This is a genomic window from Allobosea sp. 2RAB26 (genome assembly GCF_052115465.1).
Lineage (GTDB): Bacteria > Pseudomonadota > Alphaproteobacteria > Rhizobiales > Beijerinckiaceae > Allobosea.
The window spans coordinates 378,213-402,896 of the sequence record NZ_JBFRGS010000003.1 but is presented as its reverse complement, the minus strand read 5'-3'; the positions used below and the strand labels follow the sequence as shown (position 1 = coordinate 402,896).

19 protein-coding genes and 1 pseudogene are annotated in these 24,684 nt (G+C 67.0%); 6 read left to right on the top strand and 14 right to left on the bottom strand.

All coding sequences use genetic code 11. The features are described 5' to 3' along the window. The first annotated feature begins 63 nt into the window (after positions 1-63). A complete protein-coding gene (locus AB4118_RS07565) occupies positions 64-2,358 on the top strand; it encodes a PAS domain-containing sensor histidine kinase (RefSeq protein ID WP_441489150.1) in 2,295 nt (764 codons plus the stop codon). A 7-nt stretch (positions 2,359-2,365) separates the two neighbouring features. Here AB4118_RS07565 and AB4118_RS07560 read toward each other — a convergent pair whose 3' ends face one another. From AB4118_RS07560 to AB4118_RS07545, 4 genes are all read right to left on the bottom strand, one after another. Continuing rightward, positions 2,366-5,323: a bifunctional [glutamine synthetase] adenylyltransferase/[glutamine synthetase]-adenylyl-L-tyrosine phosphorylase gene (locus tag AB4118_RS07560; protein WP_441489149.1), complete on the bottom strand. Its 2,958-nt coding sequence runs from the start codon at positions 5,321-5,323 to the stop codon at positions 2,366-2,368. Between the two features lie 16 nt (positions 5,324-5,339). After that, complete coding sequence (locus tag AB4118_RS07555) at positions 5,340-6,797, bottom strand: HAMP domain-containing sensor histidine kinase (protein ID WP_441489235.1); 1,458 nt, start codon at positions 6,795-6,797, stop codon at positions 5,340-5,342. A 55-nt stretch (positions 6,798-6,852) separates the two neighbouring features. Continuing rightward, complete coding sequence (locus tag AB4118_RS07550; protein ID WP_043241143.1) at positions 6,853-7,536, bottom strand: response regulator transcription factor; 684 nt, start codon at positions 7,534-7,536, stop codon at positions 6,853-6,855. A gap of 122 nt (positions 7,537-7,658) precedes the next feature. After that, positions 7,659-8,864, bottom strand: a complete 1,206-nt coding sequence (locus AB4118_RS07545; protein ID WP_441489148.1) for a S1C family serine protease — start codon at positions 8,862-8,864, stop codon at positions 7,659-7,661. Between the two features lie 287 nt (positions 8,865-9,151). Between AB4118_RS07545 and AB4118_RS07540 the strand changes: the two genes are divergently transcribed. Beyond that, on the top strand, positions 9,152-9,589 hold the full coding sequence (locus AB4118_RS07540) for a hypothetical protein (RefSeq protein ID WP_441489147.1): 438 nt from the start codon (positions 9,152-9,154) through the stop codon (positions 9,587-9,589). A gap of 63 nt (positions 9,590-9,652) precedes the next feature. Here AB4118_RS07540 and AB4118_RS07535 read toward each other — a convergent pair whose 3' ends face one another. The 7 genes and pseudogenes from AB4118_RS07535 to AB4118_RS07505 form a co-directional block, all read right to left on the bottom strand. After that, positions 9,653-10,123 carry a cytochrome c-type biogenesis protein gene (locus tag AB4118_RS07535; protein ID WP_441489146.1) on the bottom strand — a complete coding sequence of 157 codons (471 nt, stop codon included), beginning with the start codon at positions 10,121-10,123 and terminating at the stop codon, positions 9,653-9,655. Between the two features lie 4 nt (positions 10,124-10,127). Beyond that, positions 10,128-12,104 carry a heme lyase CcmF/NrfE family subunit gene (locus AB4118_RS07530; protein WP_441489145.1) on the bottom strand — a complete coding sequence of 659 codons (1,977 nt, stop codon included), beginning with the start codon at positions 12,102-12,104 and terminating at the stop codon, positions 10,128-10,130. A 7-nt stretch (positions 12,105-12,111) separates the two neighbouring features. After that, positions 12,112-12,573: a cytochrome c maturation protein CcmE gene (gene ccmE, locus AB4118_RS07525; protein ID WP_441489234.1), complete on the bottom strand. Its 462-nt coding sequence runs from the start codon at positions 12,571-12,573 to the stop codon at positions 12,112-12,114. A gap of 848 nt (positions 12,574-13,421) precedes the next feature. After that, positions 13,422-13,691 (bottom strand): annotated as a pseudogene (gene ccmI, locus AB4118_RS07520) (c-type cytochrome biogenesis protein CcmI); the annotation flags it as partial. 98 nt (positions 13,692-13,789) lie between these two features. Continuing rightward, the gene (locus tag AB4118_RS07515) at positions 13,790-15,160 is read right to left on the bottom strand and encodes a sensor histidine kinase (protein ID WP_441489144.1); all 1,371 of its coding nucleotides are present in this window, start codon (positions 15,158-15,160) and stop codon (positions 13,790-13,792) included. A gap of 9 nt (positions 15,161-15,169) precedes the next feature. After that, positions 15,170-15,838: a response regulator transcription factor gene (locus AB4118_RS07510; RefSeq protein ID WP_043241156.1), complete on the bottom strand. Its 669-nt coding sequence runs from the start codon at positions 15,836-15,838 to the stop codon at positions 15,170-15,172. 59 nt (positions 15,839-15,897) lie between these two features. Beyond that, positions 15,898-16,218 (bottom strand): PepSY domain-containing protein, encoded by a 321-nt coding sequence (locus tag AB4118_RS07505; protein ID WP_441489143.1) that lies wholly within the window; start codon positions 16,216-16,218, stop codon positions 15,898-15,900. Between the two features lie 316 nt (positions 16,219-16,534). Here AB4118_RS07505 and AB4118_RS07500 point away from each other — a divergent pair, with 316 nt between their 5' ends. Then, complete coding sequence (locus AB4118_RS07500; RefSeq protein WP_441489142.1) at positions 16,535-17,314, top strand: S1 family peptidase; 780 nt, start codon at positions 16,535-16,537, stop codon at positions 17,312-17,314. Positions 17,315-17,377: 63 nt separating this feature from the next. After that, positions 17,378-18,220 (top strand): S1 family peptidase, encoded by an 843-nt coding sequence (locus AB4118_RS07495; protein WP_441489141.1) that lies wholly within the window; start codon positions 17,378-17,380, stop codon positions 18,218-18,220. Positions 18,221-18,354: 134 nt separating this feature from the next. On the opposite strand, the gene AB4118_RS07490 is transcribed toward AB4118_RS07495, so the two are convergent. The 3 genes from AB4118_RS07490 to AB4118_RS07480 all read right to left on the bottom strand — a co-directional run bounded on the left by AB4118_RS07490 (position 18,355) and on the right by AB4118_RS07480 (position 21,972). Then, complete coding sequence (locus AB4118_RS07490; protein ID WP_069877270.1) at positions 18,355-18,936, bottom strand: LOG family protein; 582 nt, start codon at positions 18,934-18,936, stop codon at positions 18,355-18,357. Continuing rightward, complete coding sequence (locus tag AB4118_RS07485) at positions 18,933-20,315, bottom strand: dipeptidase (protein WP_441489140.1); 1,383 nt, start codon at positions 20,313-20,315, stop codon at positions 18,933-18,935. The genes AB4118_RS07490 and AB4118_RS07485 overlap by 4 nt, the downstream gene beginning before the upstream one ends. A gap of 115 nt (positions 20,316-20,430) precedes the next feature. Beyond that, positions 20,431-21,972, bottom strand: a complete 1,542-nt coding sequence (locus AB4118_RS07480) for a helicase HerA-like domain-containing protein (protein WP_441489139.1) — start codon at positions 21,970-21,972, stop codon at positions 20,431-20,433. A gap of 150 nt (positions 21,973-22,122) precedes the next feature. On the opposite strand from AB4118_RS07480, the gene AB4118_RS07475 reads away from it, so the two are divergent. Together AB4118_RS07475 and AB4118_RS07470 are read left to right on the top strand one after the other, a co-directional pair. Beyond that, positions 22,123-22,509 (top strand): DUF2267 domain-containing protein, encoded by a 387-nt coding sequence (locus AB4118_RS07475; RefSeq protein ID WP_441489138.1) that lies wholly within the window; start codon positions 22,123-22,125, stop codon positions 22,507-22,509. A gap of 171 nt (positions 22,510-22,680) precedes the next feature. Beyond that, positions 22,681-24,675: a methylmalonyl-CoA mutase family protein gene (locus tag AB4118_RS07470; protein ID WP_441489137.1), complete on the top strand. Its 1,995-nt coding sequence runs from the start codon at positions 22,681-22,683 to the stop codon at positions 24,673-24,675. Positions 24,676-24,684: the final 9 nt, after the last annotated feature.

Below are 24,684 nucleotides of genomic sequence, written 5' to 3'. Positions count from 1 at the left end.
CGAGGGGATGCGGCACGTCTCCCGATCTTACTGACGGTACTGTTATCCGAAGGGGGAACGGGCATGGCGCGTGCGAACGCGACCTGCGCGGCAACGCGCGCAGGCACGATTCTGGGTGTCGCAAGATCGCTGACTCATCCGCTCTACCAGCGGTTTGAGAAGGCTGAGCCGACCTTTCGCAAAGTCATTCCTGCCCTCGTCCTCGGCTTTTTTGTCCTGTTCGGTGCCGGCGCCTATATCCAGACCTCCGCGATGCGTGACGATGCATTGTCGGATGCGATATCTGATCTCGACCTCGTTGCGTCACTGATCGCGCGAGAACTCGACATCGCGACAAAGATCGATGCGGCACCTGCAACTGTTCTTGCCGCACTTGCGACCAAGCACCTGTCCTCACATGGCCGCCTCGTCCATGTCAGCGATGCCAGCGGTCAGGTCATCGCCAGCGAGCCGGTGATTGGACAGGCCCGGCGCACGCTGGTCGATTTCCTTGGCCAGACCCAGCCGCTGACCGTGTTCGGCGACCGGGCCGGCGTCATGAAGATCGTCCTCCCAGGCGGCCTTGAGACCTTCGCGACCGTCCGCAACCTCGCCGCCCCGCTCGGCCAGGTTGCGGTCTTGCAACCCGCGTCGCGGGTGCTGTCGCTCTGGAATGAGCGCAGTCGCGCGCTCACCATCCTGTTCGGCTCGGCCGCGCTGGTCCTTTCTGCCCTTACCGTCGCCTTCCTGATGCAGTCGAAGCGCGCCCGCGCCGCCGACGAGGACTGCGACTGCGTGCGCGAACGTATCGATACCGCGCTCAACCGCGGCCATTGCGGCCTCTGGGACTGGGACCTCGCGCGCGGCCGCATCTACTGGTCGGACTCGATGTATGCGATGCTCGGCTATGACCGCGCCGGCGACTTCATGTCCTTTGGCGAAGTCAATGCCTTCATCCATCCGGCCGATGTCGATCTCTACGCGCTCGCCGACGCGATCAGCCGCGGCGAGGCCGACCATCTCGACCAGGAATTCCGGGTTCGCGACGTCAATGGCGGCTGGGTCTGGCTCAAGGCCCGCGCCGAGCTGGTCACCGACCGGCGCACCCATTCGCAGCACCTCGTCGGCATCGCAGTCGACATCTCCGAGCAACGCCGCATGGCCGAGCAGACCGCGACAGCCGATGCCCGCCTGCGCGATGCCGTCGAGGCCATCTCGGAAGCCTTCGTGCTCTGGGACGCGGATAATCGTCTCGTGCTCTGCAACGCCAAATACCAGCAGTTGCACCAGCTTTCCGCCGAAGCCGTCCACCGGGGCGTCAGCCACGAAGAGGTGATGAGCCTCAGCGCCCAGCCCAATATCGACCGCGAGCCGACCCGCCACTCCCGCGAGAACGGCACCTCCTACGAGGCGCGCCTCTCCGATGGCCGCTGGCTCCAGATCAACGGACGCCGCACGAAGGATGGCGGCTCGGTTTCGGTCGGCACCGACATCACCACGCTGAAGCAGCAGGAAGAGCGGCTCACCCAGTCCGAGCATGAACTCCTGATGCATGTCACCAATCTCAAGGCCTCACGCCAGAAGCTCGAGGCGCAGGCTCAGCAACTCGCCGATCTCGCCGAGCGCTATCTAGAGCAGAAGGCTGCCGCCGAAACCGCCAACCGCGCCAAGTCGGAATTCCTGGCGAATATGAGCCACGAGCTGCGCACGCCGCTCAACGCCATCATCGGCTTCTCCGAGATCATGGAGAACGGGATGTTCGGTGCCCTCGGCAGCGAACGCTATGTCGAGTATGTCCGCGACATCCGCACCAGCGGCGGCTATCTGCTCAGCGTGATCAACGACATCCTCGACATGTCGCGGCTGGAATCCGGCAAGCGCCGGCTGGAAGCCTCCGATGTCGCGGTCGACCTCGTCGTGGCCGAGGCAGTGCATGAGGCCCAGGACCAGATCGCGCGCAAGGACCTCACCCTGACCGTCGAGGGGGCCAAGAACCTGCACCTCGTCGCCGATCCGCATGCGCTCTACCAGATTCTCCAGAACCTGCTCGACAACGCGATCAAGTTCACCCCCACCGGCGGGCGCGTCGCCATCCGCACGCGGCAGGTGCCGGACGCGCTCAACATCTATGTCGAGGATACCGGCATCGGCATCCCGAAGGAGAAGATCGACCGTATCGGCCGGCCCTTCGAGCAGGTCGAGGGCGAGCTCATCCGCAGCCATGGCGGCTCCGGCCTCGGTCTCGCCATCGCCCGGTCCCTGACGGAGCTCCATGGCGGCTCGCTGCGCCTGCGCTCGACCAGCGGCGCCGGCACGATCGTGATGGTGCATCTGCCCCTGAACGGGGGCGCCGGGCGGATCAACGCCCAGGCTGCGTAAGGCTCCCTCAGCCCTGACGGGCTGCGCCCAGCACCCGCTTGAAGATTCCGCGCACGGCGCTCCGCGTTTCGTCCAGTTCTGCGCGCAGCACCTTGGCATCCGGCCGGCCAACGGCCGTCGCGATCCGGCGCAGCACACGCTCCGGCACCGCCTTCGGATCGAAGGCCTCCTCAACGGTGAAGCGCTGCCAGAGCTGCACGTCGCCAATCAGACGGTGCGCCTCCACGAGAACCGAGGCATGCGGTTGCGCCAGCAGCCCGGCTTCGCGCGCAGCGACGAAGACCGACGCGGTATCGCGTGCCAGAAGCCCGGGATGAGCGCTGGCGTGAGCCAGGATCAGGAACTGCGCCAGGAAATCCAGATCCGTCAGCCCACCCGCAGCAAGCTTGAGATCCCATGGATCGCTTTCACCCTTCTCCCTGGCGATCAGCGCCCGCATATCGGCAACCGCCGCAGCGACTTTGGCCGGCTCGCGCCTGCGGCCCAGGATGGCCGCGATCGCCGCTTCAGTGCGGCGCGCAAGCCCAGCATCGCCGGTGATGACGCGGGCACGCGTCAGCGCCATCTCCTCCCAGATCTCGGCTTCGCCGCCGTGATAGGCCTCGAAGCCGGCGAACTGGGTTGCGGCCGGGCTCTTGTTGCCGGAGGGCCGCAGCCGCATGTCGACCTGGTAGAGCGTGCCACGCCGCGTCGGCACCGTCAGGGCCGCAACGAGGCGCTGCGTGAACCGGATATGCCAGGTCACCGGATCGAGCGATTTGCGCCCGGTGCTGGCCTCAGATGCAGCCGGCCGGTCATAGAGCAGGATCAGGTCGAGATCGGAGGACGGCGTCAGCTCGCCCGCCCCGAGCCGGCCGAGCCCGAGGACCACCGTCTCCGCCCCCTCGACCACGCCATGGTCTTCTGCGAAAGCCGTCTTGGTGTCGTCGAAGGCGACGCACAGGCAGGCATCGGCCACCGCGCAATAGGCCTGACCGGCCTGTTGGGCGGCATAGACGCCCGAAAGCAGCCGCGCCCCGACGAGGAAGTTCTCCTGCCGGGCCGCGTCGCGCAGTCGATCGAGCCCGTCCTCCACGCTGGGCGGCGGCGTCCCGACAGCGGCGCGAATGCGCCGCGCGACCGCCTCGCCATCGAGCACGGATGAGGTGAAGGCCGGGTCGATGACTCCGTCGAGCACATGCGGGTGCAGGGCGGCGACCTTGGCCAGGCGGGGGGCGCTGCCAAGAATCTCGGCGAAGATCGTCAAGAGCGAGCCGTGCGAACGCAGCAGGGTCAGCAGTTCGACAGCCGCCGGCATCCGAACGAAGGCGTTGTCGAGATGGGCGAGTGCACCATCGGGATCGGCCGTGCGGCCCAGCGCCACGAGCAGCGCCGGCGTCAGCTCGGTCAACACCTCACGGGCGCGCGCACTGGTGACGGCAGCACGGCGGCCGAAATGCCAACCGCGCACGGTCTCCGCCACGGTTTTTGGGGCGCGAAAGCCGAGCTTGCCCAGCGTTTCCAACGTATCGGGATCAAGCTCGGTGCCGGTGAAGCTCAATGTGCCTGCCTCGCTCGCCAGGCTCGGACCTTCTTCGAACAGCAGCCCATAATGGCCTTCGACGCGCTTGGCATGAGCCGTCAGCGCCTTGCCGAAAGCGGCCGTCGAGGGATAGCCGCAGAAACGGGCAAAGGCCTCGAGATCGGCCTTCTGCGTCGGCAGCGTCTGCGTCTGCTCGTCATTGCGCATCTGCAGCCGGTGCTCGATCGTGCGCAGGAAGCGATAGGATTCGCCGAGCTCGTCGCGCGCCTGGGGCGTGATCCAGCCTTCGCGGGTCAGTTCGGCCAGCATGTCGAGGGTCCGCGCACCGCGCAAAGCCGGACGCCTGCCGCCGAAGACGAGCTGCTGTGTCTGCACGAAGAACTCGATCTCGCGGATGCCGCCGCGCCCGAGCTTCACGTTATGGCCGGCGACCGCAACGGTCTCGTGGCCCTTCACCGTCTGAATCTGGCGCTTCATCGCATGGATGTCGGCGATCGCGGCGAAGTCGAAATATTTGCGCCAGATGAAGGGGGCGAGATCGCGGATGAAGCGGTGGCCGAGTTCGAGGTCGCCCGCCACGGGGCGCGCCTTGATCATCGCCGCCCGTTCCCAGTTCTGACCGACGGTCTCATAGTAGGAATAGGCGGTCGGCAGCGCGACGGCGACATGCGTCGAGCCGGGATCGGGCCGCAGCCTGAGATCGACGCGGAAGACGTAACCGTCCGGGGTCCGCTCCTGGATGATCCGGGCGACCTGTTGCGTCAGCTTGACGAAGAAGCTCGACGGCTCGGCGACGCCCGCGGCCTCGGCCGCTTCGGGATCGAAGAAGACGACGATATCGATGTCGGAGGAGTAATTCAGCTCGCCGGCGCCGTGCTTGCCCAGCGCGAGCACGACGAGGCCTGAGCCCGGGCCTGGATTGGCTGGATCGGCCAGGGTAATCCGCCCGAGGTCGGCCGCCTGCCGCAATGCATGCGCAACCGCCAGCCGCACCGCCATGTCGGCGGTCGCGGTCAAGGCGGCCGTCACCGTCTCGACATCCCAGAGGCCGCCGATATCGGCGAGCGCCACGAGCAGCGCCATGGCCTGGCGAAAGCGCCGCAAGCCCCGCATCAGTTCGCCGGTCTCGCATTCGGCGGCGGCACCCAGAGCTTGGATATCACCGAGCAGGGCGTCCCGCCGCGCTTCCGGCTGCAAGGTCAGGGAGGCGAGCAGCCCTTCGGGATCAAGCCGCATGACCTGCGCGAGAAAAGGCGAATGCGCCAGCAGACCAGCGACGAGTTCGGTCGAACGCGGATAGTCCGCGAAATGGGCGGCGAGAGCCTGGGCGGCCTTCTCGTCCCGCAGGCGATCGATCAGGTCATGCGCGATGAGCGCATCGGCCTTGGCCCGCGCCGGCAGGACGGGCGCGCTCGAAACTCTCTCGCAAAGCTGCCCGTCCATTGCATAACCCCGCCGATCAAGCCGACTGGAGGCCAGCAGGGTTCGCCTGCGCTGTCGAGGCGGGAAGCGCTCCTTCCCCGGCTGTTTCCACAGGCTTGGGCGGAGCTTCCGGCAACAGCATGACAACGCGCAGGCCCGGCGCATTGTCCTCGAGCCTGATCTGGCCGCCATGGAGCCGGACGACGCCGGCCGCGAGCGAGAGGCCGAGCCCGAAGCCGGGCTTGCTGCGGCTCTGATCCAGCCTGACGAAGCGCTCGAGAACGCGACCGCGGTCGGCCTCGGGAATACCTGGCCCATTATCGGTCACGGAGAGCTCGATCTGTTGCCCGACCACCCCGGCGGCAACGCGCACGATGGGGGCGGCCTCCCCGGTCGGCTTGCCATATTTCAGGGCATTGTCGATCAGGTTGGCGAGCGCCTGTCCGATCAGCTCGCGATTGCCCAATACGCGCAGGTCAGGCGTAACCTCGGTGACGATCTCAAGACCCGCCTCTTCCGCCAAGGGTTCGTAGAGCTCGGCGAGCCCCGAAACGACCTCCGAGAGATCCAATTCGGCCATGCTGTCATTGATCCGCCCCGTTTCCAGCCGCGCGATCATCAGCAGCGCATTGAAGACGCGGATCAGATTGTCGGCCTCGTCGATGGAGGCATCCAGTGCGCCGCGGAGTTCGTCCGGCGACTGGGCGGTCCGGAGCGCCTCCTCGGCCCGATTGCGCAGACGTGTCAGCGGCGTCTTGAGATCATGCGCGATATTGTCGGAGACCTCCTGCATGCCAGACATCAACTCGCCGATCCGGTCGAGCATGGCATTGAGATTGAGCGCCAGCCGATCCAGCTCGTCGCCGGTACCGGAGATCGCGAGCCGTCCCTTGAGATCCCCCGCCATGATGGTCTGGGCGGTATCGGTCATGTCGTCGATGCGCTTGAGCACGCGCCGCGCCACAAACCAGCTCGCGAAGCAGCCCAGCACGAAGACGAGCAGAAGCGACCAGCCGGCCGCCCGCCGGATCACCACGCCCAGCCGGTCCCGTTCCTCGAGATCCCGGCCGACGAGCAGCCTGAAGCCGGCCGGAAGCACGAAGACCCGGACGATGGCGCGGCTCGGCGAGTCGAGCGCGTCGCTGCTGCGGGAATATTCGATCTCGCTCTCACCCGGCAGGTCGAGAGCGCCCGGCTGCAGTGCCTCGACATTTCCGGCCAGACGCTCGCCGACCGGCGTCGTCACGAGATAAAGCGAAGCGCCCGGCGCGCGCGAGCGCCGCTCGATGATATTGACGAGGCGCCTGATGCCACCCAGGCGCTGCTGCTCGGCGAGCCCCTGGATCTCGGCGTCGATCGTCGATCGGATCTGGTCATCCAGCAGCCGCTTGGCATTCCAGGCGACATAGCCGAGCACAAACCCGGCGAAGAGCGCGAAGATGACGAGATAAATCGCGGTCAGCTTGAAGGCGGTGGTGCGGAACAGGTTCGGCAGGAAGCGCTGCTTCCTCTTCGGAGCCTGAGACGCACCGGAGCCCGGCGAGACGATGTCAGCGGGTCGTGTCACGAACCATGTATCCCGCGCCGCGAATGGTGTGGATCATCGGATGCTCGAAGCCCTTGTCGACCTTCGAACGCAACCGCGAGACATGCACGTCGATGACGTTGGTCTGCGGATCGAAATGATAGTCCCAGACATTTTCGAGCAGCATCGTGCGCGTCACGACCTGCCCGGCATGCTTCATCAAATACTCGAGCAGGCGGAATTCGCGTGGCTGCAGCGGTATCTCGCTGTCGCCGCGCGTGACCCGGTGGGCCAGCCGGTCGAGCACGAGATCGCCGACGCGATAGGTCGTCGGCTCCGAGGCCGGCGCCGCACGCCGCCGCGACAGCACCTCGACGCGCGCCAGCAGCTCGGAGAAGGCATAAGGTTTCGGCAGATAGTCGTCGCCGCCGGCACGCAAGCCCTTGACGCGGTCATCGACCTGCGCGAGCGCCGACAGGATCAGCGCCGGCGTCGCATCGTTCTGCTCCCTGAGCGAACGGATCAGCGACAGGCCATCGAGGCGCGGCAGCATGCGATCGACCACCAGAACGTCATAGCCGCCCCCCTCCGCCATCGCATAGCCCTGCAGGCCGTCGGCGGCATGATCGGCAACATGCCCAGCCTCGCGAAAGGCCTTGACGAGATAGGCCGCCGCTTCGGCGTCGTCTTCAACGATAAGGAGTCGCATGACGGCAGGTTACCTCAGGAAACTGAAAAACGGCAGGCCGGATGAATACATCCGGCCTGCCGCGTTAAGGCTGGTTTACCTGGCAGGGGCGACTGAAGGCCAGGAAGCCTGCCCAACCTTGTTTAGGCGGCCGGCTGACGGCCGACCTCGAAGCTGACCTCGCGCTCCTTGCCGTCGCGCCACACGGTCAGGGTCGTCTTGGTACCCGGTGCGAAGACCGCGATCTTCTTGGAGAGATCGCGGGCGTCGGCGACCTTGTCGCCATTGACGGCGATGATCGTGTCACCACGCTTGATGCCTGCCTTGGCGGCGGGACCATTGGCCTGCGCCTCGGCGATCAGGGCGCCATGCGGCTCCTTGAGGCCGATCGCATCGGCGACTTCGGCGGTGACCGGCTGGATCTGGACGCCGATGAAGCCACGGGCCACGGAGCCATCCTTCTTCAGCGAGGCGACGACGCTGTCGACCGTGGCAGCGGGAACGGCAAAGGCGATGCCGACATTGCCGCCCGACGGCGAGTAGATCGCGGTGTTCACGCCGACGACCTCACCCTTCTGGTTGAAGGTCGGGCCACCCGAGTTGCCGCGGTTCACGGCCGCATCGATCTGCAGGAAGTCGTCATAGGGACCAGAGCCGATGTCGCGCCCCTGGGCCGAGACGATGCCCGCGGTCACGGTGCCGCCGAGGCCGAAGGGGTTGCCGACAGCCAGCACCCAGTCGCCGATGCGCGGCTTCGTCTTGGCGAGCTGGACGAAGGGGTAGTTGCCCTCCTCGGTGACCTTCAGCAAGGCGATATCGGTCCGCGGATCGGTGCCGATGACCTTGGCCGCAAGCGTCTTGCCGGAATCGGTGACGAGCTGGACCTCGGTCGCGTTCTGAACGACGTGGTTATTGGTCACGACATAGCCGTCCTGGCTGACGAAGAAGCCCGAACCCTGCGACATGCCCTGACGCGGCTGCGGCTTGCCCTGACGCGGGCCCTGGCCCTGGCCCTGACCCTCTTCACCGAAACGGCGGAGGAAGCGCTCGAGCGGGTGGCCGGGCGGCAGACCTTCGATGCCGCTCTCGCCATCCTCGGCGGAGGCGGCAGCGACGCTGGTCTTGACGCGAACGGAAACGACAGCCGGCTTCACGTGATCGACCATGTCCGCAAAGGACGGGAGCTGGGTCTGGACGCCGGAGAGCTGGATCGGCTGGGCAAAGGCGCTGTGATTCTGCATGAGAGCGCCATCCGCGAGACCAGCGGCAAGACCGATGCCCAGCGTGGCCGCACCGGCGATCAAGGCGCCGCGCTTGAGGATGGACTTGGAAGTGGTAGGGGTCGTCATGGTTTTACCTCTGCGACTGACGGCAGGGGCATTCCCTGCTTGGTGTCGTGACCATGACGGGTGGCGCCTTACCCCGTTTTCGCGCCGAGATGACGTTTTTGTAAGGTTGAGCGGACGGCGCCCCCCAGTGCGCTTGACGATTGAGACGGCGCTCCTGTCTCATGGGGGGACGATGACTTTGCCGGACTGGCCTTGACGATGCGCGTTCTCACATTCGCGGCGATTGCCGCCCTCGCACTGGGCAGCAGTGCCGCTCCTCGCAAACCATCACGGCCTACCAAACCGGTTTGCGGCTCGCCCAGAAGCGCGGCTACGCGAACGCGGAATGCTACGCGCAGGTGTTTGCACGGCATGCCGTCGTGGTCGAGAAAGCCAGCGGAAACCGAGGTTGGTTTGCTCCCTCGACACCGGCCTACAATGCCGAGCTCCGCCGCCGCTGCGGCGTCGACCGGCTGGCCGATCTCGCGGCCCGCAAGCCCGCCCGCATCGCAGGCCGCAACACCTATGCGGGGCCCCAAACCCAGGGCGGAGCCTACCTTGCGGGCACGAAGATCGCGGCTCAGCGCGGATATTCAGGAGACAAGGTGGCCTGCTTTGCCCGGGTCTTCGCCGAGCACGCGACGTTCAGGCCATCGCCGATCCGTACCGGCTTTGTGGATTGGAGCGCCAACCTGGGCCCTACCATAACGGGCGAGATGCAGAATCAGTGCGGCATCTCCATCTGACCTGAGCGTCGGTGTTTGCGGCGGATTTCCCGAAGAGTGTAATCCGCCCTTCGGGCCGATGCTTTAGTTGCCGTCCCGCCTGATCAGCGCGTCAACCCGTGCCTGTTCGTCGTCGCTCAGGGGTTTCGTCTGCTGCCCGGCCGACGTCCGCATCAGCCGGCTTCTCCGGCCGAGATAGGCAAGGCCGAAGGCAAGGATCAGGAACGGCGCGACCCACAGCGCAATGGTGCGGATATTGAGGGGAGGACTGAGCAGGACGAAATTGCCGTAACGTGCGACGACGAAATCGCGCACGGCCTCATCCGTATCTCCGGCCACCAGCCGCTCGCGCACGAGGATGCGCAGGTCGCGGGCAAGTGGCGCGTCGGAATCGTCGATCGACTGGTTCTGGCAGACGAGGCAGCGCAGGCCGCCGGAAATCTGGCGCGCCCGCTGCTCGAGCGTGGCGTTCGGCAGGACCTCGTCCGGCTGCACCGCCCTGACCGGGCTGGCGCAGAGCAGGCCGAGCATCAGCAAGGCAAGGACGCGACGCATGCGTTCACTCCGCCGGCTGGATGACGGCGCGCGTCGCGGCACGCCGCGGCACGGCGAGACGGAAGCGCCGGTCGGTCAGCGACAACGCTCCGCCGAAAGCCATGACGACGGCACCGATCCAGATCAGCAGGATGAGCGGCTTGTCATAGACCCTGACCGCGATTCCGCCGCCCTGCGGCTCGCCAAGGCTGACATAGACCTGGCTGAGGCCGTCGGTCCGAATGCCGGCCTCCGTCGTCGGCATGGCGCGGGCGGTATAGACCCGCTTCATCGCCTCGACGGGTTTCAGCTGTCTGTCGCCGGCAGAAACGCGGAAGCGCGCCACATCCTCGGTAAAGTTGGGGCCCTTGCGCGGCGTGACCGTCTCCAGGACCACGGTATAGCGGCCGCTGGTCAGGCTCTCGCCCGGCTTCAGCACGCCGATCCCCTCCGCGCTCCATGCGGCAGCCGCGATACCGATCACGCTGAGGCCGACGCCGGCATGGGCGAAGGCCGTACCCCAGGCCGAACGCGGCAGGCCGATTGCGCGCGACAGCATCGCCGAGGCGCCGCTCGCCCGCCGCACCACGCGCTCGCCGATATCCCAGGCCGCACCTGCGATGAGGAAGACGCCAAGCCCGATACCAAGCGGCGCCAGGACGGGGCCGCCACGCATGACCGCAACGACCGCAAGCCCGGAGACGATTGCGAGCACGAGAGCAGCCGACATGCGCTGCGCCGCACCAAGCAGATCACCGCGCTTCCAGGCCAGCGTCTGGCCGATCGGCAGCAGCAGCAGCAAAGGCACGACCACGGGTACGAAGGTGGCGTTGAAGAACGGGGGGCCGACGGAAATCTTGTCGCCGGTCAGCATCTCCAGCACCAGCGGATAGAGCGTACCGATGAAGACGGTCGCGCAGGCGGTCGCGATGAAGAGATTGTTCACGACCAGCGCGCCCTCCCGCGAGATCGGGGCGAAGAGGCCGCCCTGCCGCAACAGTGGCGCGCGCCAGGCGAAGAGCGCCAGCGAGCCGCCGACGAAGAAGACCAGGATCGCAAGGATGAAGAGGCCGCGGCCGGGATCGCTGGCGAAGGAATGCACCGAGGTCAGGACGCCGGAGCGAACGATGAAGGTGCCCAGCAGCGAAAGCGAGAAGGTCAGGATCGCGAGCAGGATCGTCCAGACCTTCAGCGCATCGCGCTTCTCCATCACCACGGTGGAGTGAATCAGCGCCGTGCCGGCCAGCCAGGGCATCAGCGAGGCATTCTCGACCGGGTCCCAGAACCACCAGCCGCCCCAGCCAAGCTCGTAATAGGCCCAGTAGGACCCCATCGCGATGCCGAGCGTCAGGAAGACCCAGGCCAGCAGCGTCCACGGCCTGACAGCGCGCGCCCAGACGGCATCGATGCGCCCGTCGATCAGGGCGGCGACCGCGAAGGCATAGGTGATGGAGAAGCCGACATAGCCGACATAGAGCAGCGGCGGGTGGATCGCGAGGCCGAGATCCTGAAGGATCGGGTTGAGGTCCTGGCCCTCGCCCGGTGCCGGATCGAGCCGCCGGAACGGGTTCGAGGTCAGGAGCACGAAAGCCAGGAAGGCGACCGTGACGCAGCCCTGCGCAGCGAGTGTTCCGGCCCTGAGACGCGTGGGCAGCGAGCGGCGCGATAAGGCGACCAGCGCGCCGAACAGCGTCAGGATCAGCACCCAGAGCAGCATGGAGCCTTCGTGATTGCCCCAGGTCGACGTCACCTTGTAGATCAGCGGCTGAGCCGAATGCGAATTGGCGACGACGTTCTCGACCGAGAAATCCGAGCGCACATAGGACACGACGAGCGCAAGGAAGGAGAAGGCGACCAGCAGGAAGCAGGTCACCGCCGCCGTCGGGCCAACCGAAGCCAAGGCGGCATCCCGCCGCGAGACGCCCCAGAGTGGGACGAGCGCCTGGACGACGGCGACACCCAGCGCCAGCGCGAGCGCGAAATGTCCGATCTCGACGATCATCCTGCCCTCACCGCTGCGGCTTCTGCGCACCGGCGTCGCCGGGCTGCCAATGGCCTTGCTTCTTCAGTGCGTCCGCGACTTCGCGCGGCATGTAGGTTTCGTCATGCTTGGCGAGAACCGAATCCGCTCGGAACCGGCCTGCGGCCTCAAGCACGCCTTCCGTGACGACGCCCTGCCCTTCGCGGAAGAGATCCGGCAGGAGGCCATCATAGCTCACCTGGACAGTGGTCTTGCTGTCGGTAATGGCGAAAGTCACGCGCTGGCCAGGCCCGCGAGACACGGACCCCGTCTCGACGAGGCCGCCGAGCCGCATGCGCGTGCCGGGCTGCAGCCCCTTTTCGGCGATTTCCGTCGGTCCGTAGAAGAAGACGATCGAATCGCGCATGGCGAAGAGCACGAGGCCGGCGGCAAGGCACAGGACTGCGCCTGCCGCTCCGATCAGGGCAAGGCGACGTTGCTTGCGGCTCATCCCGCGGCGCGGCGCCAAGACTCGCGACGGTTCTGTGGCGGTCATGGCGCGGGCTCCCGCAATCCGAGTTCTCCGGCCAGGGCATCGAGTTGGCCAAGCGCTGCACCATCATCGGCGAAGCGCTGGCGGGCCGCGATGATCGCCTCTCGCGCTGCCGGCTTGTCGCCGAGCACGACCTGCGAACGGATCAGTCGCGTCCATTCGGCGAAGGTGCCGCCGCCCATCTTGAGGCGCTCGGCAAGACCATCGACCATGCCCCGGATCGCGAGCTGCTGCTCGCCCGGCGGCAACGCCGCGATCGAGGCGCCGGTGGACGGTGCGGCCTCCAGCCCCTCCAGGCGCAGGCGCACCGTCCCGACCCAGGTCGCATCAGCTGGAGCATCGGCGAGCAGAGCGCGCAGATCCGCAATCGCGCCGGCACTGTCGCCGTCCTGCTCCTTGGCAATCGCCAGGAAGAAGCGGGACCGGGCATTGCCGCCATCGAGCTTGACCGCTTCGGTCAGGGGCTGGCGCGCTTCAGCCGTCACCACGCCGCCTGCGGCAAGCGCACGCGCCTCGCCAAGGCCGGCCAGCAATTCGGCATTGGCTCCGCCATGCTCCAGCGCCGCCGCGAAGGCCCGCGCCGCCTCGTCGTAACGACCCTGGCGCAAATAGACCGGCGCCACGACGGACCAGCCCCGCGCGTCGCCGGGGTTGGCCGCCAGATGGGCCTCGATGCGGCTGACCGCGAGCGCAAAATCCTGAGAAGGGTCCGATTTCAGCCGCGCCGAGAGCGGCTGATCCGGTCGCTCGGGCGAGCCCTGGGCGCCATAGAGCAGAAGGGCAAAGAGCGGCACGCAGGACAGTGCGATCGCCGAGGCTGCACGCCGCCGACGCAACGCAGGCTCGCTGTCTCCCGTGGGGACAGCCTCCCCGTCCGCCGCACGCAGCAGCCTGCGCCCGGCCTCGGCGCGCGCAGCGTCCGCCTCGGTGCCGCCGATCAGCCCGCGGCCAAAATCGCGGTCGATCTCGGCAAGCTGGGAGCGATAGAGACTCTTTGCGTCGGTAACCTCGGCAAACGCGTTCGCGTCTCCGCGCCCAAGGGGCCAGAGCAAGGCGAAAACCGCCGCCGCCGTCATTGCCGCAAAGATGATCCAGATCAGCATGTCGCGTTCATAGCCAATCGCTGACGCCGTATCATGTCTGCCGATGGCGACAAAGGGTCACGTCGGCACCGTCAAACCGAAGGAAGCAGCAGGCGCGCCCGCAAGCCACCGAGGCGGGAGCGCTCGAGCGTGAGCTCGCCGCCATAGAGCTTGGCGAGATCGACCACGATCGAGAGCCCGAGGCCGGAGCCCGGCGTCGTCTCGTCGAGCCTGCGGCCGCGCTTGAGCACGTCGAGCAGGGCCTCGGACGGCAGCCCGGGACCATCATCGTCGATCAGCAGCGCGATCCGCCCCTCTTCGGCTTCGGGAGCCAGGCTCACCTCGACCGTCGAGCGCGCCCATTTGAACGCGTTGTCGAGCAGATTGCCGAGCATTTCCTCCAGATCCTGCCGCTCGCCGCGAAAGCGGACATGGGGCGGGACGTGGTGCATGCCGGTGATGCCGCGCCCCTGCGAAATCTTGGCGAAGGTGCGGATCAGCGCGTCGAGCGAGGGCGCAACTTCGGTGACGCTGCCGAGCGCGCCGGAGAGTGCGGCCGCCCGCGCGCGGTCGAGATAATACTGCACCTGGTCGCGCATGATCGCCGCCTGGTTCCGCACCGTCTGCGGCAGATGCGGGTCGCTTGCCTCGGCTTCGTTCAACATCACGCTGAGCGGCGTCTTCAGGGCGTGGGCGAGATTTCCGACCTGAGTCCGGGCCCGTTCCAGGATTTCGCGGTTGGCGTCGATGAGCTGATTGAGTTCGCCAGCCAGCGGCGCAAGATCAGGCGGGTATTTTCCGGCGATCCGGGCGGCCTCGCCGGTTCGCACCGAACCGACCGCTGTCCCAAGCCTGACGAGGGGGCGCAGACCGAAGCGAACCTGGATCAGGGTCGAAGCCACGAGCGCGAGCCCGAGCAGCAGGAAGGTCAGCGTCAGCGCCAGGCGGAAATCACGAATGTCGCCTTCGATTTCGTCGGCGGGGGCCGCGACGCCGACGATGAAGCGGCCATCCTCGCCGACATCGATCTCGCGCTCGATGATGCGCAGGCCTCTCTCGTCCGGCCCAGAGACATAGCTCTCACGCAAGCCGCGCGCATTCGGTGTCAGCTGCTGGTCGAGAAGCTTCGGCAACTGCCCGCCGACGAGGGAGCGCGAGGTGCGCACCACGGGCTTCTCGCCGTCGAGCCGGACGATCTGCCAGTACCAGCCCGATAGCGGCAGATCGAAACGCGGCTCGCCGAGATCACCGATCGCCTGGCGTTCGGTTTCCGGCGGCGCGGCGAGATCCGCGACCAGTTCCTTGATGTAGACGCTGAGCCGCTCGTCGAAGCCACGCTCGGCCGAACGGCGGTAGAATGTCGTCAGGCCGAACCCGGCGAGCGCCAGCACCAGCGCGCAGCACACGGCCGCCGACAGGAAGAGGCGAGCGCCGAGCGAATAGCGATGCGATTTGCCCGGCATGGACCGTCGTCAGACCTTGGCAGGCGCAGCGGCGATGTAGCCAAGCCCACGGACTGTCTCGATGATCTCGACGCCGAGCTTCTTGCGGAGACGGCCGACGAAAACCTCGATGGTGTTGGAGTCCCGGTCGAAATCCTGATCGTAGAGATGCTCGACCAGCTCGGTACGCGAGACGACACGCCCCTGATGATGCATCAGATAGGCCAGCAGCCGGTACTCGTGCGAGGTGAGCTTGACCGGATTGCCGTCGACGACGACCCGGCTGGCGCGTGTGTCGAGCCGCACCGGGCCGCAGGTCAACTCCGAGGTGGCATGGCCGGCCGCGCGGCGCAGCAGCGCCCGGACGCGGGCCAGCAGTTCCTCGATATGGAACGGCTTGACGACATAGTCGTCGGCGCCCGCATCGAAGCCCGAGACCTTGTCGCTCCAGCGATCCCGTGCAGTCAGAATCAGCACCGGCATGGTCTTCTCGGCCCGGCGCCAGCCCTGGAGCACAGTCACGCCATCGACCTTCGGCAGGCCGAGATCGAGGATCACCGCATCATAGGGTTCGGTCTCTCCGAGATAGAGCCCCTCCTCGCCGTCGAACGCCTTGTCGACGGCATAGCCGGCATTCTCCAGCGCGGTCACGATCTGGCGATTGAGGTCCTTGTCGTCCTCGACGACGAGCAGTCTCACGTCGGCTCACTCCTGTCTTGATGTCCCGGGGCCGGATGCCTTCGCCTGAAGGCTGCCGCTCAGCGAATGGTTGAGACCTTGCCGGACTGGCCCTCGAGCGTCACCCGGGCCACGCGACCGTCGCGCTTCAACGTCGTTACAACATAGACGAATTCATCGCCCTGGCGACACAGCCTGATACGGACGACCTCGCCCGGCGCGGCGTTGCGCGCATGCCTGGAGGCCTGGGCCGGCTGGATCACCCGCCCATCCGACACCGCCTCGCGCATCTCGTCCGCCGACAGGCAGGAGATGGGCTCCTGGCTGTCGATCGTGACAATCGGGAGGGGCTGGGCAAGCAGTGTCAGGGCGAAGATCGTTTCGACGGGCATCATCGACATTCGCTAATCCCGAGCAACTGAACACGCCATGAATGGGCGGCTCGCGTATCGTCAGGATATGCCAGTGCACCGCCAGCCGTCCACGCCATTCCTGTCCCTTGCCCACAACCTTGCGGATTTATGCATAGACGATCTCAATCTCGGTTTGCAGACGCCCGTCTCGCGGAGTCCGGCATTTCCGCGTCCCGCCGGCCGCGCGCGCCGCTGGCTGGCCTGACGAAAAAGCCCCTCCAGCGTCAGCCGCCGGCTCCGATTGCAGGTTCAATTATGCGGTTCGACGCGCTATCGCTCCCAGCACACGAGGAGAGGAGATCAGATGAGCGTCAGAGGTTCGATTGGCCCTGGCGGGCTCGCGCTCGCAGCGATTCTGGCGGCAACGCCGGCCCTGGCCGTGCTCGGCGGACGCGACGGCGGACCGTCTGCCGCGTCGACGCTGATGGTTCTCAATGCGCGCGGCGGCGTCTGCTCCGGGATCGTCCTGTCACCGCGAACGATCCTGACCGCGGCCCATTGCGCCGACGGCGGCGTCGAGCTGCGCATCCACTGGAAGGACGGCAGCGGCGAACCGGTGCTGATCGCTCCTGCCACGGTCTCGTTCCACCCCGGCTTCGATGCGAAGGCGATCACGGCGCGGCGCCGCTCGATCGATCTCGCGCTGGTGCGCCTCTCCGCACGGCTCCCGTCGCGCTTCTCGCCCGCCGCCTTGATCGATGGCGGCCTGCCACGCGCCGGTTCGGAGATAACGCTTGCGGGCTATGGGGTCTCCCGGGAGGGAGAGGCCCGCACCACCGGCACCTACCGCTCCGCCACTCTGGCGACGGTCGAGCCCTATGGACCAGGGAAGATCCTGCTCTGGGCGGCAGATCCTGCTGGTGCGGGCAGTCGTCCCGGCGCCGGCGCCTGCCAGGGCGATTCCGGCGGCCCGATCTGGCAGGGCAGTGACGGTGTTATCGCGGTGACAAGCTGGTCCACCGGCCCGAAGGGCAAGAATTGCGGCCTGCTCAGCCAGGGCGTTCTCGTCGCGCCGCAGCGAAACTGGATCGACCGCACCTTGTCGCAATGGGGCGAGAGCGCATCCTGGACAACCGGTCGCTGATCGAAACACTGGACTGGCTCGAAACAGGCCATAGAGTGGCAATGTGAACCCGGCGGTTGCTTCATGATGTCTCGTGCTCCGATCCTTGCCCTTGCCGCAGCACTTTGCGCGGCAGCCTCCCCGGCAGCGGCCGTCGTCGGTGGCGCTCCTTCGCGAGGGCTCGATGGCCCGCGCGCGTGGACGGTCAGGGTCGAGACCAGCCGCGGCGAGCTCTGTTCCGGCGCGGCGATCGCGCCTGAACTCGTCCTGACCGCGGCGCACTGCCTGATGGGCGGTGGGGCCGTCCGTGTGGTGAGCCTGGATACGCGCTTTCGCGAGCGCAGCCACCCGGTGATCGGGGTCCTGCCGCATCCGAGCTTCGTTCCCGGCACCACGCCGCGCACCCAGCCCGGGACCGATCTCGCCGTTCTCAGGCTCGCCTCTCCCCTTCCCGCCGATATCGAACCACTCTCGCTGGGCAGCGGTCTCTGGCAGGGCGAGACCGTGACGATGGCAGGCTATGGCCTCTCGTCCGAGAACAACAAGCGCACCGCGCGGCGGCTGCGGGAGACGCCGCTCGTCAATGCCGGAAACTACACGACGTCGAACACGGTGAAGGTCGCGGTCGACACGCAGGCACTGGGCGAGACGCCTGGCGCGGGTGCCTGCCGTGGCGATTCCGGCGGCCCCGTCCTGCGCGGCTCGGCGGCCTCGCGGGATCTGGTCGGCATCGTCAGCTGGTCGAGCGGCCCGCTGAATTCGCGCGTCAGACGGATTTGCGGCGGTTTCACCGCCATTACGCCGATCAGCGAGCACCGCTCCTGGATCACCGAGGCCAGCGGCCGGCTTCTGGCGCTTGGCGAAGGCGGGCGCCAGGAGGCCCCGGTCGCGCCGCGCGCCAGCTATAGCTGGTGGTTCAGCCGCTGAGCCGAACCCGGCGGCTCAGGCGGCCGCTCGCGTCGGCAGGGCCGCGCGACGCGTGAGGTTCACAACCCGGCCGGGAACGCCCGAGCCGGGCTGCAGAGGGCAGACCACGGGGAAGCGCGGCGGTTGAAGGAGACTCAGGTCTCCTCCTTCTCCACCCATTTGAACGTCGCGGACGGAACATATTGATCCATCCTTTCGAGCAGGGTCGCCGGCTCGGTATCCGTCATGGCCATGGCGCGGTGGTTCTGCTTCAGGAAGCCGGCCTCAACCGTGTTGTCCAGGAAAGTCGCGAGCGGATCGTAGAAGCCGCCGATATTCAGGAAGCCGAGTGGTTTGGTGTGAATGCCGAGCTGGCCCCAGGTCCAGATCTCGAAAATCTCCTCGAAGGTGCCAATGCCGCCCGGCATCGCGATGAAGCCATCCGAGAGTTCGGCCATCCTCGCCTTGCGCGTGTGCATGGTGTCGACCACTTCGAGCCGGGTCAGCCCGTTATGGCCGATCTCCTTTTCGCGGAGCGCGCGCGGGATGATGCCGTGGACCTCGCCTCCGGCCGCGAGCGCCGCATTGGCAACGGTGCCCATGAGACCGACAGCACCGCCGCCATAGACGAGCGTCAGCCCGCGCCTGGCGATCTCGGCGCCCATGGCCCGGGCGCCGGCGGCGTAGACCTCGTCATTGCCCGGGTTGGAGCCGCAAAAGATACAAACCGATTTCATGCGCCCAGCGCCTGCAGGATGCGGGCCCAGGAACGCTGGCCCTTGTGGAAGGAAGAGAGGTCGTATTTCTCGTTCGGCGAGTGAACGCGGTCATCATCGAGACCGAAGCCGACGAGCAGAGTGTCCATGCCGAGCGTGCGCTTGAAGTCCCCGGCGACCGGGATCGAGCCACCCGAGCCGATGGTCACCGCCTTGCGGCCCCATTCCTCGGTCAGCGCGGCCTGCGCCTTGAGCAGGGCCGGCGAATCGACGGGAACGGCGATCGCCGGCGAGGCGCCATGCGCTACGAACTCAGCCGTGACATCCGCCGGCAGTCGCGCCCGCACAAAGGCCTGGAAGGCGGCCGCGATCTTCTGCGGATCCTGCTTGCCGACGAGGCGGAAGGAGATCTTGGCCGAAGCCTTGGCCGCGATCACCGTCTTGGTGCCTTCGCCGATATAGCCGCCCCAGATGCCGTTGACGTCGCAGGTCGGGCGCGACTGGATCTGCTCGATCAGCATCCGGCCCTTCTCCCCGATCGAGTGCTTCAGGCCGATCCCCCCGAGGAATTCCGCTTCGGTCAGGCCGAGCGCCTGCCAATCCGCCTTCTGCTCGGCGGTCGGTTCCTCGACCCCGTCATAGAAGCCGGGAATGGTGATCCGCCCGGTCTCGTCGTGGAGCGCCGCGACGATGCGTGAGAGCACATGGATCGGATTGGCGGCGGCGCCACCGAACAGGCCCGAATGCAGGTCGCGGTCGGCGCAGTTGATCGTCACCTCCTGATAGACCAGCCCGCGTAGCGAGGCGGTGATGGCCGGCGTTTCCCGGTCCCACATGCCGGTGTCGCAGATCAGCGCCACATCGGCCTTGAGCTCCTCGGCATTCGCCGAGACGAAGGGCGGCAGATTGGGAGAGCCGGACTCCTCCTCGCCCTCCACCAGGATGGTGATGCCGACCGGCAGGTCGCCGGTTTCCTTCAGCGTCGCCCGCAAGGCCTCGATGAAGGTCATCACCTGGCCCTTGTCGTCACAGGCTCCGCGCCCCGTGATGACCTTGCGGCCGGGCGCGATCTCCTTGACCACGGGCTTGAAGGGGTCGCTCTCCCACAGGTTCAACGGGTCGACCGGCTGGACGTCGTAATGGCCATAGAACAGCACATGCGGCGCACCAGGCTTGGGCCGATGGCCGACGACGATCGGCTGGCCGGGCGTTTCGCGCAGCGAGGCCTTGAAGCCGAGCGATTCGAGATCGTCCCGCAGCCATTCCGCGGCGCGGCGGCTATCGGCGGCATAGGCCGGATCGGTGGCGATCGACGGTATCGCGATCCACGACGCCAACCGGGCCAGCGAGGCATCCAGTTCGGCATCGAGGCGGGAGAGAATCGCAGGAAGCTTGGGCATGTCGCTCGATCTCACTATGGGCTCAAGGCATGAGCGGATTTTAGGTTGCATCATCATGACAAGCCACGGGGCCGGCGCCAGCAGGCCGGCCGGCATGGCTGCCCCGCGTCGCCGGCTATTTTCGCCCGCCCATCATCGATCCGAGCACTCCGCGCAGGATGGCCGAGCCGATCTGGCGCCCCATCGTCGAGGCGGCCGAACGGGCTGCCGACGTAATGATCTTTTCCGTCATGCTGGGCGGAAGCCTCCCGCCCCGGCTGCCCGGGCCGGTCTTCGGCCGCTCGCCATTGCCGACGGCATCCCCGAGCCAGCCACCGATCGTATCCATGATGCCGCCGCCGCCAGTCGAGGCCTCGACCGGCGAGCCATCGGCGTTCAGGCCCTTGCGCTTCATCAGTTCTTCATAGGCCGACTCGCGGTCGATCATCGTGTCGTATTTCCCGGCAAAGCCGGAATCGCGCATGCACTGGGCACGCTCCTGCGCCGAGACCGGGCCGACCTGCGCCATGGGCGGCGCGATCAGCGTGCGCTCGACCATGGTCGGCGTGCCCTTGCCCTCCAGCGTCGAGGTCAGCGCCTCGCCGACCGCAAGCTGGGTGATCGCTTCCTCGGTCTTGAATTTGGGGTTCTGGCGGAAGGTTTCGGCGGCCGCCTTGACCGCCTTCTGATCGCGCGGCGTGAAGGCGCGCAGCGCGTGCTGCACACGGTTGCCGAGCTGGGCCAGAACCGTGTCGGGAATATCGAGCGGGTTCTGCGTGACGAAGTAGACGCCGACGCCCTTCGAGCGGATCAGCCTGACGACCTGCTCGACAGCCGTCAGCAGCGCCTTCGGCGCGCCGTTGAAGAGCAGGTGAGCCTCGTCGAAGAAGAACACCAGCTTCGGCTTGTCGAGATCGCCGACCTCCGGCAGTTGCTCGAACAGCTCCGAGAGCAGCCAGAGCAGGAAGGTGGCATAGAGCCGTGGATTGGCCATCAGCTTGTCGGCCGCGAGCATGTTGATGACGCCGCGCCCGTCACGGTCGGTCCGCATCAGGTCGTTGATGTCGAGCGCCGGCTCGCCGAAGAACAGATCGCCCTTCTGGTTTTCCAGCACCAGCAGGGAGCGCTGGATCGTCCCGACCGACTGGGCCGTGACATTGCCGTATTTCGTCGTCAGCGACTGCGCGTTCTCAGCGATGAAGGAGAGGATCGCGCGCAGGTCCTTGAGGTCGAGCAGCAGCAGCTTCTGCTCGTCGGCAATGCGGAAGGCGATGTTGAGCACCCCCTCCTGCGTGTCGTTGAGATCGAGCAGGCGCGAGAGCAGCAGCGGCCCCATTTCCGAGATGGTGGCGCGGACAGGATGGCCCTGCTCGCCGAACACGTCCCAGAATACGGTGGTGAACTGGTCGGGCTGGTAGGTCACGCCGATCTCCTCGGCGCGCTTGAGGAAGGGCGGCTTCGAATCGCCCGGCGCGGCGACGCCGGACAGGTCGCCCTTGATGTCGGCTGCAAAGACGGGAACGCCGTGACGCGCAAAGCCTTCGGCCAGAACCTGCAATGTCACCGTCTTGCCGGTGCCGGTTGCGCCGGTGATCAGGCCATGACGATTGGCAAGCTTGAGCAGGAGCGATTCGGGCTTCCAGCTCTTGCCGATCAGAATCGTGCCGTCATCCGCCATGAGATTCGCCTATGCTGTTGTCGAAGCGTCAAGCGATGGGTGTAGCGAAACGGGCCGACCGGCGGAAGCCTGAACCCTGTTTGATTCAGATCGTAAATATGTAAACTATCGCCCAGCGGCACAGGCCGACCCCTTGAAGAGGACAAACCGATGGATGAACTGATCTCCCGCATCGTGGCGGCTTCCGGTCTTGATGAAGGCCTCGCCCGCAAGGCGATCGGCATCATCCTCGCCTTCCTGCAGAAGGAAGGCCCCGCCGCAGAGATCGAACAATTGATGTCCGCCCTGCCCGGCGCACAGGAGCTCGCTGATTCCGCCAATGGCGGCAAAGGCGGCCTGATGGGCATGGTTGGCGGCCTGATGGGCGGTAGCGGCGGCGTCATGGCACTCGGCGGGCAACTGATGGGCGCCGGGCTCTCGATGGGCCAGATCCAGAGCGTGTCCAAGGAGATGTTCGCGGTCGGCCGCGAAAAGGCCGGCGAAGACGCGATGGGCGCGATCGTCGGAGCGATTCCCGGGCTCGGCCAGTTCGTCTGATCGCCATTCCGGCTTGAGGTCGGAACGCCGCCCGGCAACGGGCGGCGTTTTTCGTTTCGGCCGGGGGTTTGCGCACGCGGCGTTGGACGAAGTAGGGATGGCGGTGCGTCTGCGCACGTGGCATCACGCATTCGCAATTGCAGCATGCCGCAAGCAGGGAGACCGGCGCGCATGAACTCGGCCTCGACATCCGATCTGCCCTTCATGGAGGCCTTTCCGCTGCCCGATCAGGCGCAGTGGCGCGCCGCCGTCGACAAGGTTCTGAAGGGTGCCGACTTCGAGAAGCGCCTCGTCGGGCGGACCGCCGACGGCATCCGCATCGAACCGCTCTATGCGGCAGTCAGCCCGCAGACGCGGCCGGCGCGGTCACAGGCCGGGCGCTGGCATGTCAGCACGCGGGTCGACCACCCCTCCCCCGCAGAGGCCCGCGACCTGGCGCTCGCCGATCTCGAAGGCGGCGCTGACGCGCTCGTTCTCAGCTTTGCCGGCGCCCGCGCGGCCCGAGGCTATGGGCTTGTCGCCGATGATGTCGCCACGCTGGATGCCGCGCTCGACGGCGTGATGCTCGACCTGATCAACTTGCGGATCGACCCCGCGGCGGGCGGCCGCATCAATGCGCTCCTGCTTGCCGCGCTTGTCGAGCGTCGTGGACTAGACCCCGCGACGACGACAATCGACTTCGGGCTCGACCCGATCGGCATCCTGGCCAGCCAGGGCGTGTTCGCGGCCTCCTGGCCCGAAATCGGTCGCCGCCTTGTCGAGACGATCGACGCACTGAAGGCGCGCGGATTCGCAGGCCCCTTCCTCACGGCCGATGGACGCCCCTATCAGGAGGCTGGCGCGAGCGAGGCGCAGGAACTCGGCGCGGTCATGGCGACCGCGATCGCCTATCTGCGTGCGCTGGAAGCCGACGGCATGTCGCTCGATCAGGCCCGCGACGCCATATCCTTCGTCCTCCTCGCCGATACCGACGAGTTCATGACCATCGCCAAGCTCCGGGCCGCTCGGCTGCTCTGGCAGCGCGTGCAGCAGGCGTGCGGGCTTGATCCCAAGCCCATGGTGCTGAACGCCGAGACGGCATGGCGCTCGCTGACCCGGCGCGACCCCTGGGTCAATCTGCTGCGTGCGACGGTCGCAACCTTCTCGGCCGGCATAGGCGGGGCGGACTCTCTCACCGTCCTGCCATTCACCGCCGCGCTCGGCCTGCCCGACGCCTTTGCCCGCCGCGTCGCCCGCAACACCCAGCTCGTCCTGCTGGAGGAAGCCAATCTCTGGCGCGTCGCCGACCCCGCCGCAGGGGCTGGCGGTTTCGAGGCTCTGACCCAGGCGCTATGCGAGCAGGCCTGGACCAAAATGCAGGATCTGGAGCGCGAAGCCAGTGACGGCCGGCCCGGCATCGTCGCGGCACTCACCAACGGACATGTCCAGCAGGGCCTTGCCCGACAGCGCGATATTCGCGCCAAGGCCATCGCGACCCGCCGGGAGCCGATCACGGGAACCAGCGAGTTCCCGAATCTCGCAGAGGCTCCGGTCAAGGTGCTCGACATCGCGCCGGTCGAGCGGACACGCTCCTCGCCATCCACGACCAGGGCAGCCGGTCAGGAGCAAGCGGTGTTGATCAGCCAGCTTGCAACGGGTGCGACGCGCGCGGATGCCTCGACGGCTCCTGAACAGGATGGGCTGAAGGTCGAAGCGCTGCCCTCAATGCGGCTGGCCGAGGCGTTCGAGGCCCTGCGCGACAAGGCGGATGTGCTGACGCAGGAGCGCGGCAAGCGCCCGAGCGTCTTCCTCGCGACGCTGGGGCCTGTCGCCGATTTCACGGGGCGCGCCGGCTTCGCGCGGAACCTGTTCGAGGCCGGAGGCCTCTCGGCTCCGGGCCATGACGGCTTCCCCGGCAATGGCGGGACCGACATTCCGGCACTGGTTGCGGCCTATCGGGCCTCGGGCGCGCGCCTCGCCTGCCTCTGCGGCTCGGACGCCGGCTATGCGGCAGAAGCGGTTGCCGCCTCGGAGGCGCTGCGCGCCCAGGGCGCGACGGTTTGGCTCGCCGGCAAGCCCGGTGAAATGGAACATGCGTTGAACCAGGCCGGTGTGGCCGCGTTCGTTTTTGCGGGAGCCGATGTCGTCGCCGCGCTTGAACAGGCGCAGGCGATCGCGGCTGCCTGATACGGAGAG

Bases quoted from the DNA above. Each gene is read 5' to 3' on its own strand.
- AB4118_RS07495 (WP_441489141.1), top strand. From the start codon at position 17,378: ATGATGTCTCGTGCTCCGATCCTTGCCCTTGCCGCAGCACTTTGCGCG.
- AB4118_RS07550 (WP_043241143.1), bottom strand. From the start codon at position 7,536: ATGCGACTCCTTATCGTTGAAGACGACGCCGAAGCGGCGGCCTATCTC.
- AB4118_RS07500 (WP_441489142.1), top strand. From the start codon at position 16,535: ATGAGCGTCAGAGGTTCGATTGGCCCTGGCGGGCTCGCGCTCGCAGCG.
- AB4118_RS07535 (WP_441489146.1), bottom strand. From the start codon at position 10,123: ATGCGTCGCGTCCTTGCCTTGCTGATGCTCGGCCTGCTCTGCGCCAGC.
- AB4118_RS07505 (WP_441489143.1), bottom strand. From the start codon at position 16,218: ATGTCGATGATGCCCGTCGAAACGATCTTCGCCCTGACACTGCTTGCC.
- AB4118_RS07485 (WP_441489140.1), bottom strand. From the start codon at position 20,315: ATGCCCAAGCTTCCTGCGATTCTCTCCCGCCTCGATGCCGAACTGGAT.
- AB4118_RS07480 (WP_441489139.1), bottom strand. From the start codon at position 21,972: ATGGCGGATGACGGCACGATTCTGATCGGCAAGAGCTGGAAGCCCGAA.
- AB4118_RS07515 (WP_441489144.1), bottom strand. From the start codon at position 15,160: ATGCCGGGCAAATCGCATCGCTATTCGCTCGGCGCTCGCCTCTTCCTG.
- AB4118_RS07565 (WP_441489150.1), top strand. From the start codon at position 64: ATGGCGCGTGCGAACGCGACCTGCGCGGCAACGCGCGCAGGCACGATT.
- AB4118_RS07475 (WP_441489138.1), top strand. From the start codon at position 22,123: ATGGATGAACTGATCTCCCGCATCGTGGCGGCTTCCGGTCTTGATGAA.
- AB4118_RS07560 (WP_441489149.1), bottom strand. From the start codon at position 5,323: ATGGACGGGCAGCTTTGCGAGAGAGTTTCGAGCGCGCCCGTCCTGCCG.
- AB4118_RS07490 (WP_069877270.1), bottom strand. From the start codon at position 18,936: ATGAAATCGGTTTGTATCTTTTGCGGCTCCAACCCGGGCAATGACGAG.
- AB4118_RS07545 (WP_441489148.1), bottom strand. From the start codon at position 8,864: ATGACGACCCCTACCACTTCCAAGTCCATCCTCAAGCGCGGCGCCTTG.
- ccmE (WP_441489234.1), bottom strand. From the start codon at position 12,573: ATGAGCCGCAAGCAACGTCGCCTTGCCCTGATCGGAGCGGCAGGCGCA.
- AB4118_RS07470 (WP_441489137.1), top strand. From the start codon at position 22,681: ATGAACTCGGCCTCGACATCCGATCTGCCCTTCATGGAGGCCTTTCCG.
- AB4118_RS07530 (WP_441489145.1), bottom strand. From the start codon at position 12,104: ATGATCGTCGAGATCGGACATTTCGCGCTCGCGCTGGCGCTGGGTGTC.